General features: G+C 58.3%; 14 protein-coding genes. 8 read left to right on the top strand and 6 right to left on the bottom strand.

Annotation, left to right across the window (positions count from 1 at the left end):
• Positions 1-14: 14 nt before the first annotated feature.
• The 3 genes from deoR to BJP61_RS14715 form a co-directional block, all read right to left on the bottom strand.
• Positions 15-779: a DNA-binding transcriptional repressor DeoR gene (gene deoR, locus BJP61_RS14725; RefSeq protein ID WP_075193793.1), complete on the bottom strand. Its 765-nt coding sequence runs from the start codon at positions 777-779 to the stop codon at positions 15-17.
• A gap of 79 nt (positions 780-858) precedes the next feature.
• Positions 859-1,452, bottom strand: a complete 594-nt coding sequence (gene ybjG / locus BJP61_RS14720; protein ID WP_075193792.1) for an undecaprenyl-diphosphate phosphatase — start codon at positions 1,450-1,452, stop codon at positions 859-861.
• Positions 1,449-2,189: a phosphatase PAP2 family protein gene (locus BJP61_RS14715; protein ID WP_171998613.1), complete on the bottom strand. Its 741-nt coding sequence runs from the start codon at positions 2,187-2,189 to the stop codon at positions 1,449-1,451. The genes ybjG and BJP61_RS14715 overlap by 4 nt, the downstream gene beginning before the upstream one ends.
• Before the next feature lie 166 nt (positions 2,190-2,355).
• Between BJP61_RS14715 and BJP61_RS14710 the strand changes: the two genes are divergently transcribed.
• Positions 2,356-3,588 (top strand): MFS transporter, encoded by a 1,233-nt coding sequence (locus BJP61_RS14710; RefSeq protein ID WP_038863913.1) that lies wholly within the window; start codon positions 2,356-2,358, stop codon positions 3,586-3,588.
• A 33-nt stretch (positions 3,589-3,621) separates the two neighbouring features.
• Here the strand turns inward: BJP61_RS14710 and BJP61_RS14705 are convergent, their stop codons facing one another.
• Positions 3,622-4,434, bottom strand: a complete 813-nt coding sequence (locus BJP61_RS14705; protein WP_161581811.1) for a Cof-type HAD-IIB family hydrolase — start codon at positions 4,432-4,434, stop codon at positions 3,622-3,624.
• Between the two features lie 180 nt (positions 4,435-4,614).
• Between BJP61_RS14705 and BJP61_RS14700 the strand changes: the two genes are divergently transcribed.
• Positions 4,615-6,063, top strand: a complete 1,449-nt coding sequence (locus BJP61_RS14700) for a flagellin (RefSeq protein WP_161581810.1) — start codon at positions 4,615-4,617, stop codon at positions 6,061-6,063.
• Here BJP61_RS14700 and BJP61_RS14695 read toward each other — a convergent pair.
• Positions 6,056-7,270, bottom strand: coding sequence for an MFS transporter (locus BJP61_RS14695; protein ID WP_171998612.1), 1,215 nt, complete (start codon positions 7,268-7,270; stop codon positions 6,056-6,058). The two genes, BJP61_RS14700 and BJP61_RS14695, sit on opposite strands and share 8 nt — an antisense overlap.
• A gap of 107 nt (positions 7,271-7,377) precedes the next feature.
• On the opposite strand from BJP61_RS14695, the gene BJP61_RS14690 reads away from it, so the two are divergent.
• Both BJP61_RS14690 and BJP61_RS14685 read left to right on the top strand, forming a co-directional pair.
• Entirely contained in the window at positions 7,378-7,932 is a 555-nt protein-coding gene (locus tag BJP61_RS14690; RefSeq protein ID WP_171998611.1) for a TetR family transcriptional regulator, read from the top strand.
• Positions 7,933-8,032: 100 nt separating this feature from the next.
• Positions 8,033-8,353 (top strand): DUF1493 family protein, encoded by a 321-nt coding sequence (locus BJP61_RS14685; protein WP_171998610.1) that lies wholly within the window; start codon positions 8,033-8,035, stop codon positions 8,351-8,353.
• Between the two features lie 674 nt (positions 8,354-9,027).
• Here BJP61_RS14685 and BJP61_RS14680 read toward each other — a convergent pair.
• Positions 9,028-10,710 carry an aspartate:alanine antiporter gene (locus BJP61_RS14680; RefSeq protein ID WP_171998609.1) on the bottom strand — a complete coding sequence of 561 codons (1,683 nt, stop codon included), beginning with the start codon at positions 10,708-10,710 and terminating at the stop codon, positions 9,028-9,030.
• Positions 10,711-11,000: 290 nt separating this feature from the next.
• Between BJP61_RS14680 and ybjM the strand changes: the two genes are divergently transcribed.
• The 4 genes from ybjM (at position 11,001) to BJP61_RS14660 (ending at position 13,835) form a co-directional block, all read left to right on the top strand.
• Entirely contained in the window at positions 11,001-11,378 is a 378-nt protein-coding gene (gene ybjM / locus BJP61_RS14675) for an inner membrane protein YbjM (protein WP_038863892.1), read from the top strand.
• A 132-nt stretch (positions 11,379-11,510) separates the two neighbouring features.
• Positions 11,511-12,233: an oxygen-insensitive NADPH nitroreductase gene (gene nfsA, locus BJP61_RS14670; RefSeq protein ID WP_038863891.1), complete on the top strand. Its 723-nt coding sequence runs from the start codon at positions 11,511-11,513 to the stop codon at positions 12,231-12,233.
• A gap of 137 nt (positions 12,234-12,370) precedes the next feature.
• On the top strand, positions 12,371-13,273 hold the full coding sequence (gene rimK / locus BJP61_RS14665; protein ID WP_038863890.1) for a 30S ribosomal protein S6--L-glutamate ligase: 903 nt from the start codon (positions 12,371-12,373) through the stop codon (positions 13,271-13,273).
• An 82-nt stretch (positions 13,274-13,355) separates the two neighbouring features.
• Positions 13,356-13,835, top strand: coding sequence for a YbjN domain-containing protein (locus BJP61_RS14660; RefSeq protein WP_038863889.1), 480 nt, complete (start codon positions 13,356-13,358; stop codon positions 13,833-13,835).
• Positions 13,836-14,123 lie beyond the last annotated feature (288 nt).

Here is a 14,123-nt window from a genome sequence, read left to right as displayed (position 1 = left end):
CCATGCGGGAGCGCTTACCACAGCACGTCGACTTTCGCCGACTGCGCCCAGGCGATAAACGCCTCGTCGGGCATCCTGTCGGTCGCAATCGTGCCGAACGCTTCAAGCGGCCCCATACAGGCGGGCCGCACCTGACCAAACTTACTGTGATCGGCCACAATGACGTGCCGTTGCGCCATCTCCAGCGCCCAGTGCTTCACCGGTAATTCGTCGAGATTAAAACAGGTGGCGCCATACTGCGGATGCACGCCCGCCGCCGAAAAAAAGGCGATATCCGGGCACAGATTGCGCAACGTTTCCTGGAAATTGAGCGGTTTGAAAATGGCGTTGCTGGCGTGAAACTCGCCGCCGCACAAAATCACGCGGCACTGCGGTTTCTCCTGCAACGCCAGAAAGGTGTTCAGCGAATAACAGATGCCGGTAAAGGGCAGCGCGTCGTCCAGCGCTTCGATAATCCACGGCGTGGTGGTGCCGCAGTCGAAAAACAGCGTCTGATGCGGGCGCGCGAGCGACGCCGCAATCCGCGCCGCATGGCGTTTCTCTTCCACCAGACGGGTTTTTTCGTCGCTCAGCAGGTAACGGCTGACGGTCACGCCGCGCGGCTCCAGCACAATATAGCCGCCGAGCAGCGTAACCGGCGCGTCGTGGCCCTGCAGGTCGCGGCGAATCGTCATCTCAGAGACGCCAAGCAGCGCCGCCGCCTCTTTAAGATGAATTTTATCCTGTCGCTTTAGCGCCTGTAGCAGTTGCGCTATTCGCTCGTCACGCCGCGTTTCCATAAAGCCTCTTGCTCAACCCGGCGCCACGCCCGTCGCGCGGCACCTGAAAAGTCGTGCAATCTTACCTGCGGCCCTGCGGTTAGTCACGCACCCAGCCTTTACGGATAGGCAGCGCGAAGCACAGGCGATAAAGCTGACGCAGCGCGCGATAAAGCGGCTCGCCAAACGGCGCCCAGAGGATCTGCGCGCTCAGGCAGGCAAGCAGCGCCACCAGCAAGCCGCCCGCCATATCGAGCGGCCAGTGGACGCCGAGATAGATGCGCGACCAGGCAATCGCGCAGGCGACCGCCAGCAGCACCAGCCCCGACCAGACGCGGTGCCAGAAGAGAAACGCCAGCGCGAAGGTGAAAATCACGGTGCCGTGATCGCTTGGGTAGGAGTCGTCCGGCGCGTGCGGCAGGAACTGATGGCCGAGGCCCACCACAAACGGCCTGGGGTGCGGAAAAAGATGACCGGCAATCCAGGAGACCGCGAGACTGATAAGCAGCGCCAGCGCGAACTTCACCACCAGCCGGCGCTCGGTGGGGCGCCACAGCCAGAGCACAACAGGCAGTAGCGGCACGATAGAGATAAGATCGCGGGCGATAAACGTCGCGAGCGCGATAAGCCAGCTTGCGGAGTCTGGCGTGGCGTTGATTTGCAAAAAGAGAAAGTGATTCAGCGCTTCCATCATAGGGTTGCAGATTCCTTATTCATCAATGTGGTGGTCACGCCCCACGTCACCACCTGCGTAAGCCACACCCACCAGCCTGCCCACAGGTTATGGGTGAAAAAATGCGCGCCGCGCATCACCTGGCCGAAGCCCATCGTAAGGCCGAGCACAATGCCTGCCGTCAGCACCAGCCGGGCGAGACCCGGACGTTCGCGCCGCAGCCCGAACCAGAGCCCCATCACCATAAAGCCGCTTGAGGCATGGCCGCCGGGGAAACAGCGACCGGGGCCGCTGGCGTCGGGCGCCGCACTGAAGAGCGGATAAGAAAGCGCTTTTCCGCCATACTCGACCAGATCCCACGGGCAGCTGTGGTGGCTGGTGGCCTTCAGCACGCCGACCACGGCGGTGCCAAGCCCCATCAGCAGCGCCACCATTATCCAGCGCGGGTGTCGGCGAGCGAGACCGTACAGCAAGCTCCCGACCGCTATCGCGACGGCGCAATATTTGGCGAAACGGTGGTTGATAAGATCAAGCCAGGGGTTGTTCTGCCAGGGAAAGCGCTGCGCTGCGGCATCAAACCACATCTGCGTCAGCCAGCGGTCCAGCACCTCGTTGCGCGAAAGCCAGGTAAACAGCACGCCCAGCGCCGTTAACAGCGCAAGCTGACCAACATAAAAGCGCAGGGGCAGCGAATAAAGGGAGATTATCTTATTTATCCGCGGCCTGGCGGGATACAGGAGCGGGGATAGCGTGCGCATAACGGCGCCCTCTGCGAGCTGAAAACGGCCAGCATAAAACGGCTAACTTAAGAAAACCTTAAACAGCCGGACGAAAGGCGCGCGCCGCCCGTTTGTCGCACATAATTCACTATCGCGCGGCGCGGCAATTCATTACACTCAGCGCGATTTTATGGATGGAAGACTCATGCAAACTCACGCAAACCGAACCGGACGTCTCGGACGCCAGGCGCTGCTGTTCCCGCTCTGTCTGGTGCTCTACGAATTTTCTACTTATATCGGCAACGACATGATCCAGCCGGGGATGCTCGCGGTCGTCGAGCAGTATCAGGCGGGCGTGGAATGGGTGCCGACCTCGATGACCGCCTATCTCGCGGGCGGCATGTTTTTACAGTGGCTGCTTGGCCCGCTCTCGGATCGCATCGGTCGTCGCCCGGTGATGCTGGCGGGCGTGGTGTGGTTTATCGTGACCTGCCTTGCCACGCTGCTGGCCCAGACTATCGAACAGTTCACGGTGTTGCGTTTCTTACAGGGCATCAGCCTGTGCTTTATCGGCGCGGTGGGGTATGCGGCTATCCAGGAGTCGTTTGAAGAGGCGGTGTGCATCAAAATCACCGCGCTGATGGCGAACGTGGCGCTGATTGCGCCGCTGCTCGGCCCGCTGGTGGGCGCGGCCTGGGTGCATGCCGCGCCCTGGGAGATGATGTTTGTGCTGTTCGCGGCGCTGGCGGCCATCTCGTTCTTCGGGCTGTGGCGCGCGATGCCGGAAACCGCGACGCGGCTTGGCGAGAAACTGTCGCTGCGTGAACTGGGGCGTGACTATAAAGCGGTGCTGAAAAACCTGCGTTTTGTCTCAGGCGCGCTGGCGATCGGATTTGTCAGCCTGCCGCTGCTGGCGTGGATTGCCCAGTCGCCGGTGATTATCATCAGCGGCGAGCAGATGAGCACCTATGAATATGGGCTGTTGCAGGTGCCGATTTTCGGCGCGCTGATCCTCGGCAACCTGGTGCTGGCGAAGCTCACCGCACGGCGCAGCGTGCGCTCGCTGATTATCATGGGCGGCTGGCCGATTATGGCCGGGCTGGCGCTGGCGGCGCTCGCGACGCTGCTCTCCTCCCACGCGTATCTCTGGATGACGGCGGGGCTCAGTATTTACGCCTTCGGCATCGGCATCGCCAACGCGGGCCTGGTGCGCCTGACGCTGTTTGCGAGCGACATCAGCAAAGGCACCGTTTCCGCCGCGATGGGCATGTTGCAGATGACGATTTTCACTGTCGGCATCGAAGTGAGCAAACACGCCTGGATCGGCGGCGGCAACGGCCTGTTCAACCTGTTTAATCTCGCAAACGGTCTGCTGTGGCTGGGCCTGATGGTGATTTTCCTGAAAGATAAAACCGTCGGCGCCAGCCGGGAAGGCTGATGCGACGTGCGGCGGCCCGGACGGGCCGCCGTTTCATGCGAATGGCGCCTCGTTGTTCAGGATCTTATCAATCACCTCAAGCACCCCTTCCTCGTTGTTTGTCGGCGCCCGGTAAGGCGCCACCTTGTGAATCGCTTGCGGCGCGTTTTCCATCGCAAAGCCAAACGCCGCGTGGCGCAGCATCTCCACGTCATTGCCGCCGTCGCCAAACGCCACGACCTCGCTGTCCGCAATGCCCCAGCGCGCTTGCAGCATCTGAATGCCGTTCGCTTTGTGCAGACCCGGAATGATGAGATCGATAGAGCCGTGGCCGCTGGAAACCGGCACCACGATGCCGTTAAACGCCTCGGTCAGGTCATCCATCGTTTTCAGCAGCTGAATATCCGGCAGGTTGAGCGCGAATTTAAAGAAAATATCTTTTACGGCGAACAGATCGTCGACAAACTGCAACCGGTGATAATAGCGCGACGCCATCTGTTTAAAGCGCTCGTCGTAGCGGTTGAGCGAGTACCCGCTGTGCTTGCCGCAGGCGATGATCTCCACGTCTTCCAGCGTCAGCAGATGCGCGATGACGTGGCGGTACTCCTCTTCGGTCAGTTCCCCGTTAAACAGATCCTCGCCTTCGCACACCACCCACGCGCCGTTTTCCGCCACGAAAGCTATCTCGTCGGCAATTTCCGGGAAGAATGATTGCAACTGGTAAAACTGGTTGCCGCTCGCCACCACAAAACGGATGCCGCGCGCTTTTAATTCGGCATACTGCGCGAGGAAACGCGCGCGATTGTAAGTCTTGGCGTCGCTTAAAAATGTGCCGTCCATATCCACGGCGATTAACTTCACTGCCATAAACGCTCCTTAAGCATTTTCAGGCGCGGCACCGTAAAAGTACGGATTTGCGCCTGTTAACATAAGCTATGGTTATTAAAAGGATTTTTCACTTAATTCAAATTTAAACCTAAAGCTAAATTGCCTGGGGGCCGATAGTAGCCTTGTTAACGACTCTCCGACGTGCGAAACGGCAACCCTATGGCGACTATCTTCAATAATCTGATGTCAGGTAATGTCCTGACGCAGCAGAAAAAAACGGCCGCTAGCTTAAGCCAGTCCATTGAGCGGCTCTCATCCGGCATGCGCATTAACGGCGCGAAGGACGATGCTGCCGGGCAGGCTATTGCCAACCGTATGTCCGCGACGCTTAAGGCCAATGATGTGGCGTCGCGCAGCATGAACGATGGCATTAGCCTCTCGCAGACCGCCGAAGGCGCGCTCTCTGAAGTCAGCGCTCTGCTGATGCGCGCCAAAGAGCTGGCTGTGCAGGCGGCGACCGGTACGCTCGATACGAGCGATCGCGCGGCTATCTCCACGGAGTTTAGCCAGATAAAAGCGCAGATTGACGCCATTGCCACAGGGACGACGATTTTCGGCAAATATCCGCTGGCGCCCGCTGCGCCGCCGACACCCCCTGCGGCGCAGCTTGGCAATATTCCGTCCATTAACCAGCGTTTCCCGGTGCCTGGCCAGCAGTACACGTTCAGCTCCGGGCTGGTGCCGCTGGCTTATATCCCGGCAGGCGCGACCGATATTACGCTGACCATTAACTCCGGCTGGATGGATGACGATATCCAGCTGTTCAGCCGCGACGGCAGCCACCTGGTCGGCACGCCGGTAAACGGCGCTACGCGTGATTTCACCTGGACGAATAACGGGGTGAACAGTACCGCGACGGCTAACACCAAAATTATCTCCACCGATAACGGATTTTTGCCTGACGCCAGCTACAGCGACGCGAACCTGACGCAGGGGCCGGCTACCTATAACGTGAGCGGCGGGGCGGTAAAGAATTACAACGGCATGACCATCACCTACAGCGGCGACGGCGACCGCTATGAGACGCCTGCGACCGGCTGGGGTAACAACGGCACCGTCTCGGCGGGCAACTATCTGGAGCGGCTCTCCATCGATAAGGTGACGGAAGATGTGATCATTATGGTGGTTGGCAACGGATCCTTTTTCGGTCAGATGACCTGGACGAAGCTGCCGCTGCCGACCGATAAGCCGGACGGGCCGGTCAGCACCGACACGGATATCGTGATGAGCGCCGATTATGGCGAGGCGGTGGAGTATAAAACCATTCCCGCCACGCCCTCGGACACGAAAACGCTCGGCCTGGACGCCGCGCGGCTCGATAATCAGCAGGGCGCGTCGCAGGCGATTGACACTATTGACCACGCGCTGGATACCGTCAGCAGCTACCGCGGCACCTACGGTAGCCTGGTGAATACGTTTGACTCCGCAAAGGCGGGGCTGGCGCAGAAAACCGTCGCCACCGCCGCCGCGCGCAGCCGCATTGAGGATGCGGATTTCGCGCAGGAGGCCAGCAATCTCAGCCGCTCGCAGATCCTGCAACAGGCCGGGAATGCCGTACTGGCGCAGGCGAACCAGCAGGCGGAAAGCGTGCTGTCGCTCCTTAAATAGCGTCACGCGCCGGCTCGACGGGCGTCGCCGGTTTCGCCACCGCGCGAGCCACCAGCGCCGCCAGCACCACCAGCGACAACACCACCAGCATCGCGCTGCGCAGTCCGTAATGTTCCCCCAGGAAGCCGAGCAGCGGCGGGCCGACCAGGAAGGCAACATAGCCCGCCGTGGCCACCACGCTCACGCGCACCGGCGCATCCGGCCCGGTATCGCTCGCGGCGGAAATCGTCAGCGGGAAGCCGAGCGACGCGCCTAATCCCCACAGCAGTACCGACACGCTCGCGATAAGCGGGTTATCGACAAAGATAATCAGCCCGATGCCGAGCGCGCCCATCATGGCGCTGGCGCGCACCACATTTACGCGGCTGTAGCGGTCGATAAACCAGCCGCCGAAGAAGCGGCCCAGCGTCATGCCGAGCGTGAAGCCGGCGTAAATCAGCGATCCGGAGGTCGGGCTGAAGCCGTGGCCATCCACCATGAGGAGCGGCAACCAGTCGTTGGCGGAACCTTCGGCAAACGCCATCGCGAGCACAATCAGGCCAATCAACAGCAGCTGGCTGTCTTTCCAGAAAGGAATATGTCCGGCGGGGCGCTGCTGACGCGCCTCTTTCGCCTCTTTGCCAACGCCGTGCGGGATAGCGCGCAGCCCGACGATAATCGGGATGACGGTAATCAGCGTGGCGATGGTGAGGTGCAGATCGGCAGGAAAATGCAGCGCCGTCAGGCTAAGCCCGATGCCCGCGCCAATCAGCGTGCCGAGACTGAAAAAACCGTGCATCATCGGCAGAATGGTTTTGTTCTGTAACTGCTCGACCGTCGCGCCTTCCACATTCAGCGCCACCTCAGCGGAGCCCATTCCGGCGCCCAGCACCGCCAGCCCGCAGGCGAACAGCAGCGGCGAGGCGAGCCACAGCGCGAACGCCATCAGCAGCATACCGAGTACGCCCAGCGCCATGCCGTTGCGGATAACCGGGCGCGTACCAAGACGCTTCACCAGCCAGCCTGAACAGAGGATGCCGCTCATTGAGCCTACCGAGAGACCGAACAGCACAATGCCCATCCCGGCGGTAGAGACCTGCAGCACATCACGGATTGAAGGCGTACGGGTCGCCCAGGAGGCCATCAACAGGCCCGGCAGAAAGAAAAACAGAAACAGCGCCCACGTTCTGTGACGCAGCGCGGGAGAGAGATTCACGTCGGATGACATAGCCCATTCGCCTGGAGTGAAAAAAGAAACCTTTAAAACGTAGCAAGGTTGTGTACATTTGTACACATACCAAAAATGCTTTTTCCTGGTGGAGGAGCCGACCTCTTATGGCGACACGACAAAACGACCCGCAACGCCGCGAGCGTATTCTGGAAGCGACGCTTACCTGCATCGCCACACATGGCTTTCATCATATTACGCACCGTAAAATCGCGCTTGAAGCAGGCGTGCCGCTTGGCTCCGTCACTTATTATTTCACCTCGCTGGAGGCGCTGCTTGCAGAGGCATTCACGCGCTTCGCCGAGACAATGTCATGCCAGTATCAGGCGCTGATGGCACAGGCGCAGAGCCGCGAAGAAGCCTGCGAGGCGGTGACGGCGCTCATTTGCGGCGCGCAGGTGACGACCCCTGAAAATATGGAGCTGATGTACCAGCTTTACGCCTACGCGGGCCGCCAGCCGCAGCTGAAAATCATCATGCAGGACTGGATGCGCCGCAGCCAGCAGACGCTCGAAACCTGGTTCGACCCGGCGACCGCCCGCGCGCTCGACGCGTTTGTCGAAGGGATGACGCTGCATTACGTCATCGACCGCGAGCCGCTCAGCCGCGAAACAATCCGCGCGATGGTGGGGAGAATTGTGGGGGAGGGGGGATGGGGTTAAGGTGGGTTGTCAGGCAGACAACGATACTTCTGAACGGCTGGGGCTAATAAAAAACGGTATTTCGCTTGAATACACTTGTGTGCATGGAGGCAAGGCGCGGATGAAAACGATTTCTGATGAAGACATACAAGCAATGATCTTAAAAGAACTGCCGCGGGTAACGTCTTTCACATTTAAGAAGCAAGAGCCTGATATCGACACCCCTTTGCAGGAAATCTTTGAAGTCGAAGATATCGCAGAAATGGCTCAGACCCTTTTCAGCCATTTCGAGACAGAACACAGCTACTTCGATCTTACCGCTTACTTTCCGTGGAAAACGCCAGGACTGTTTTCACGCAAGCCCGTGATACAGGATAAAACGCCTTTGACAATCAGGATGTTTGTGGAGTCGGTGAAGGCGGGGAGATGGTTGTATGGGTAAACACAACTAAGTGATTAACGTCAGAATTGATTAGCATGTGATTATTAAAACAGCTGTTCCTGCAATGCATTTTGCCTCATCAAAATATGCCATTGTGTTTTTATACATTTAACGTGTCGCAGAGATATTATGTCGTCGGTTTTTACAGGCAATTGGGTTTATTGAAGACTGATAATGAGCGTGAGAATCACAACACAAAAAGTGGATACCCGGAAGAAGCGCATTCAGCGTGATGGATTGAAGGGATCCACATACTTTTGCCAGCAGGGTGGAAAAGTATGGGTTTCGGCTTCCGGAGACCATCAGACTATCTGTCAGCGGGTTTTAGGCAAAGATTCAGGAACAAGTTCACTGGATAGTTACTTGCGTTGGGATGATATCAGTGCGATAGCGCTGGTTGATCTGCTTTACGCCATTGAAACGGCATAACGTCAGGCATGATATCGCATTTTACAGCGCTGGCGCAGCTGCATAACTACCTGAATCAGGGATACCTTCCAGAGGTGCGTTTTCTACACTCAAACCCCAGGCAACAAAAAACCCATCAACCTTGAACCAAGATGGCGGGGTTGATGGGCTCCACAAAAATGGGGACATCAAAGAAAAGCAGTGGCACTAATTGAGACTGGCGCTTTTTCGAAAAGTTCGCGCCTTACGCAAAATTTCTCGTTTTTTTATGTGCCGGGCCAGACAATGACGATAAGCGTACCGGCGAGCGTCAGCAGAACGTTGGCAATCGCATATGTCCCCGCATAGCCGAGCGCCGGGATGTTGCTGCGCGCGGTGTCGCTGATGATCTCCATCGCAGGCGCACAGGTACGCGCGCCCATCATCGCGCCGAAGAGCAGCGCGCGGTTCATGCGCAGCACATACGCGCCAAACAGGAAGCAGATAACGACCGGCAGCAGGCTGACGAGCAGGCCCGCGAAGAGCATCTGGCCGCCCACGACGCCGAGGCCGTGACCGATACCGCTGCCCGCACTCAGGCCTACGCCCGCCATAAACACCATCAGGCCGAACTCTTTGACCATCATCAGCGCGCCCTGCGGGATATAACCAAACGTCGGGTGGTTAGCACGCAGGAAGCCGAGCATGATGCCCGCAAACAGCAGCCCGGCGGCGTTACCGATGCCGAAGCTAAATGAGCTGAACTGGAAGGTGATCATCCCGATCATCAGGCCAACAATAAAGAAGGCGCAGAAGGCGAGGAGGTCGGTCACCTGGCTGTGAATGGAGATAAACCCGATGCGGTCGGCGATGGTTTTCACACGTCGCGCGTCGCCGCTCACCTGCAACACGTCGCCCTTGTTGAGCACAATGTTGTCGTCAATCGGCATTTCAATCTGGCTGCGAATGACGCGGTTTAAGAAACAGCCGTGGTCGGTAAGCTTAAGCTGGCCGAGGCGGCGACCCACCACGTTATGGTTTTTCACCACGATCTCTTCGGTGACGATGCGCATGTCCAGCAGGTCGCGGTCGAACACCTCTTTCCCGTTGCGAAAGCTCGGGTCGAGGCGCGCGTGCGCGTCCGGGTAACCCACCAGCGCGATTTCGTCACCCATCTGCAACACCGCGTCGCCGTCCGGGTTTGCGAGAATACCGTTGCGGCGGATGCGCTCAATGTAGCAGCCGGTCTGGCGATAAATGCCGAGTTCGCGCAGGTTTTTGCCGTCTGCCCAGGAGACCAGCTCCGGCCCTACGCGATAGGCGCGGATGACCGGCAGATAGACTTTGCGATTGGCGTCGGTGTCGAGACCGCGTTCGCGCGCAATCTGCTGGGCGCTGGTTTGCAGATCCTGATGCTGAAGCTTCGGCAGGTAGCGCGCGCCGAAAATCAGGCTTACCAGTCCGATAAGATAGGTCAGCGCATAGCCGAGGCTCAGGTGATCCAGCGCCTGGGCAAGCTGCGCGCCCTCCATACCGGCATGGCGCAGGGTGTCGCCTGCGCCCACCAGCACCGGCGTTGAGGTCATGGAGCCCGCCAGCATCCCGGCGGTCAGTCCGATATCCCAGCCAAACGCCTTGCCGAGGCCGAGCGCGATAAGCAGGGCGCTTGCAACCATCACCAGCGCGAGCATCAGGTAATTTTTACCGTCGCGAAAGAAAATAGAAAAAAAGTTGGGACCGGCTTCCACGCCGACGCAAAAAATAAACAGCATAAAGCCGAGGTTAAGCGCGTCGGTGTTAATCGTAAAATGTTGCTGGCCTAATAATAATGAAACCACTAAAACGCCAATGGAATTACCCAGTTGCACAGAACCCAGGCGTAATTTACCAAGACACAGGCCGAGCGCCAGCACCACAAATAATAACAGGATGTAATTCCCGTTTAACAAATCTGCGACGTTTATATTCACGGAGGCTAACTTCTTGTTTACCAGTAAGTTGTTGAAAAGGAGAGGCTTCTGGGCTAGGATTTTGCTTATGTTTTGCCGGAAGTGCGCTTTCCGGCGCAGTTATTTCGTCTGCATAAGCTTTTCGCCGCCGCTAGTTTAATCGTTATGTATAGTATCGGCCAGCAAGAATATTCTAATACCCGCAGTTAATTATGAGGCACGGATTGCCACGATGCTTTATCTGACTAGAGATCCGCACTGGCGGAGAGGAGATCAGGTTGATACAGGCACTATCAGGGGGATATCTGTTGATGCGACGTCATAGCCGGGCTGCAACCGCCTGCTGTTTTATTCTGTTCCTGGCGGTGTTTATTGCGCAGAAAATGGTGCTTCACCCTTTCGAGCCGGTTAGCGGAACACGGGATTTGGGCATCTTATGCTTTATTCTGCCGGGGGCGCTGGCGGGCGTGTTCGCGCGTCGCGGACGCGAGCTGAAGCCGTTACTTGGCGCGCTGGTGGCCGCGCCGGTTTGTCTGCTGCTCCTGCATCTGTGGGGCGGCGCGGGGCGTTCATTCTGGCAGGAGCTGGCGTGGATTTTCAGCGCGCTGTTCTGGTGCTCTCTGGGATCGCTCTGCTGGCTGTTTCTGCTGACGCTGCTGCGTCGCCACGCTGGCGTACGTCGGCTGTAACGGCGGGTTTCATCTTCTTCCTAAACGCAACGTTCCGTTAACCGTTATCCGGCGCATTACGATTATACTGATGAGTTTTGGCAGCCAGCCCGCGCGCTGGCTTTTCAACACACCAGGAATAAGGAAAACGTGATGACGCCAACGATTGAGCTGCTTTGCTCACACCGTTCTATCCGCCACTACACCGATGAGCCCATCAGCGACGCCCAGCGTGAAGCGATTATCCACGCCGCGCAGTCCGCTTCCAGCTCCAGTTTCCTGCAATGCAGCTCGATCATTCGCGTGACCGACCGCGCGATGCGCGAGCAACTGGTGACGCTCACCGGCGGCCAGCCGCATGTCGCCAAGGCGGCGGAGTTCTGGGTCTTCTGCGCCGATTTCAACCGCCATTTGCAAATCTGCCCGGACGCGCAGTTGGGTCTTGCCGAACAGTTGCTGCTTGGCGTGGTAGATACCGCGATGCTCGGCCAGAACGCGTTAGTCGCGGCGGAATCGCTCGGTCTCGGCGGGGTTTATATCGGCGGCATTCGCAACAGCATTGAAGCCGTAACCGAACTGCTGGGCCTGCCGCAGCATGTGCTGCCGCTGTTTGGCCTCTGCCTCGGCTGGCCCGCGGACGATCCGCAGGTGAAGCCTCGCATGCCGGCAGGGCTGATGGTGCACGAAAACCGTTATCAGCCGGTCGACCGCGAACTGCTGGCCGAGTATGATGAAGAGATAGCCAACTACTACATGCATCGCGACAGCAACGCCCGCCGCGATACCTGGAGCGACCAGATCCGCCGCACCATCATCAAAGAGAACCGTCCGTTTATTCTCGACTATCTGCACAAGCAGGGCTGGGCGACGCGCTAAGCCTTTTTGCATTCCCCCGCCCGCGCGGGGAGTGGCTTTATTGGCTTGATGGGAAGGGGGTAGTTTATGCATTCCCCCGCCCGCGCGGGGGAGTGTATGATAGGCCGGTTTTCACGACGTGTTCAGAGAGGTGCAGGGTGAAAATCGCCATTTTGTCCCGGGACGGTACGCTCTATTCTTGTAAACGCCTGTGCGAAGCCGCGACGCGACGCGGCCATCAGGTGGAAATTCTCGATCCGCTTTCCTGCTATATGACCATCAACCCTGCGGCGTCCTGCGTGCATTACAAGGGCCGTCAGCTGCCGCATTTCGACGCGGTGATCCCACGCATCGGCTCGGCCATCACCTTTTATGGCACCGCCGCGCTGCGCCAGTTCGAGATGCTCGGCAGTTACCCGCTGAACGAATCGGTCGCCATCACCCGCGCGCGCGACAAGTTGCGTTCGCTGCAGTTGCTGGCGCGTCAGGGGATTGATCTGCCGATTACCGGCATAGCCCATTCGCCGGACGACACCAGCGATCTTATCGAGATGGTGGGCGGCGCGCCGCTGGTCGTGAAGCTGGTGGAAGGCACGCAGGGCATCGGCGTGGTGCTGGCGGAAACCCGCCAGGCGGCCGAAAGCGTGATTGACGCTTTTCGCGGGCTCAACGCGCACATTCTGGTGCAGGAATATATTAAAGAGGCCAGGGGGCGTGACATTCGCTGCCTGGTGGTGGGCGACCGCGTCGTCGCGGCTATTGAGCGGCAGGCGAAAGAGGGCGATTTCCGCTCGAACCTGCATCGCGGCGGCGTGGCGCGCATCGCACAGATAAGCGAACGCGAACGAGAAATAGCGATAAAAGCCGCCGCCACGCTGGGTCTTGATGTGGCGGGAGTCGATATTCTGCGCGCCGAACGCGGCCCGCTGGTGATGGAGGTGAACGCGTCGCCGGGCCTTGAAGGCATTGAGAAAACCACGGGACTGGATATCGCCGGCCAGATGATTAGCTGGATTGAGCGTCACGCGCGGCCCGACTACTGCCTGAAGACCGGCGGCTGATGCGGCGTCATGGTATAACGTCCGTTTTTTGCGTAAGCTATCCGATTGACATGTTTGTTTACTAAAAGAGGCTACAGGTTTTATGGATTCACTCGTCGTCCCGACGCTGGACACCCTGCGCCGCTGGCTCGATAACCTCGGCGTGAGCTTTTTCGAGTGTGATACCTGCCAGGCACTCCATCTTCCGCATATGCAGAATTTCGACGGCGTATTCGACGCCAAGATAGATCTGGTGGATAACGTGGTGCTGTTTTCCGCGATGGCGGAAATCAAGCCCTCGGCGCTGCTTACGGTTGCCTCCGATCTTTCGGCTATCAACGCAGGCTCGTTGACCTTAAAGGCATTTCTCGACATTCAGGATGATAACCTGCCAAAGCTGGTCGTCTGTCAGACGCTGCTGGTTGAGGTGGGCGTGACGGCGGAGCAGTTCGGGGCGTTTTTCCGCCAGAGCGAGCAGCAAACCTCCATGGTCATTATGGAAGCGCGCGCGCAACAGCTGATTTATACCCCTGAAGAGGACGAAAAAGGGGAAGCCGTAGTGAATAACCATTTTCTTCACTGATCCCGCCTGCTTTTAGCGCAGTCGCTACCAGGGCGACTGCGTATTTCGCTTTTTTATTCTGCATTGAAACTGTTGCGATAGCATAAATCACCGCTCACCGTGCCGTTTTGGCTTATCCCATAGACCAAATCTGACTAAAAAATTGTTAAAAGGCGTTTTTTATTCCGGGCTATAGCCTCGGGGTCAGGCTACAGTTATCCTTGCGAGGCTGCATACAGCGTGCAACATCTGCCTGGAGAGTCGCTCTCCTTTTTCTGCGCAGAATGACCATCTATGCATGAATCTTGC

The sequence above is a fragment of the Cronobacter sp. JZ38 genome, from assembly GCF_008932145.1.
Taxonomy (GTDB): domain Bacteria; phylum Pseudomonadota; class Gammaproteobacteria; order Enterobacterales; family Enterobacteriaceae; genus Cronobacter; species Cronobacter muytjensii.
The sequence above is the reverse complement of the archived record's forward strand: the minus strand, read 5'-3'. Positions and strand labels throughout refer to the sequence as shown.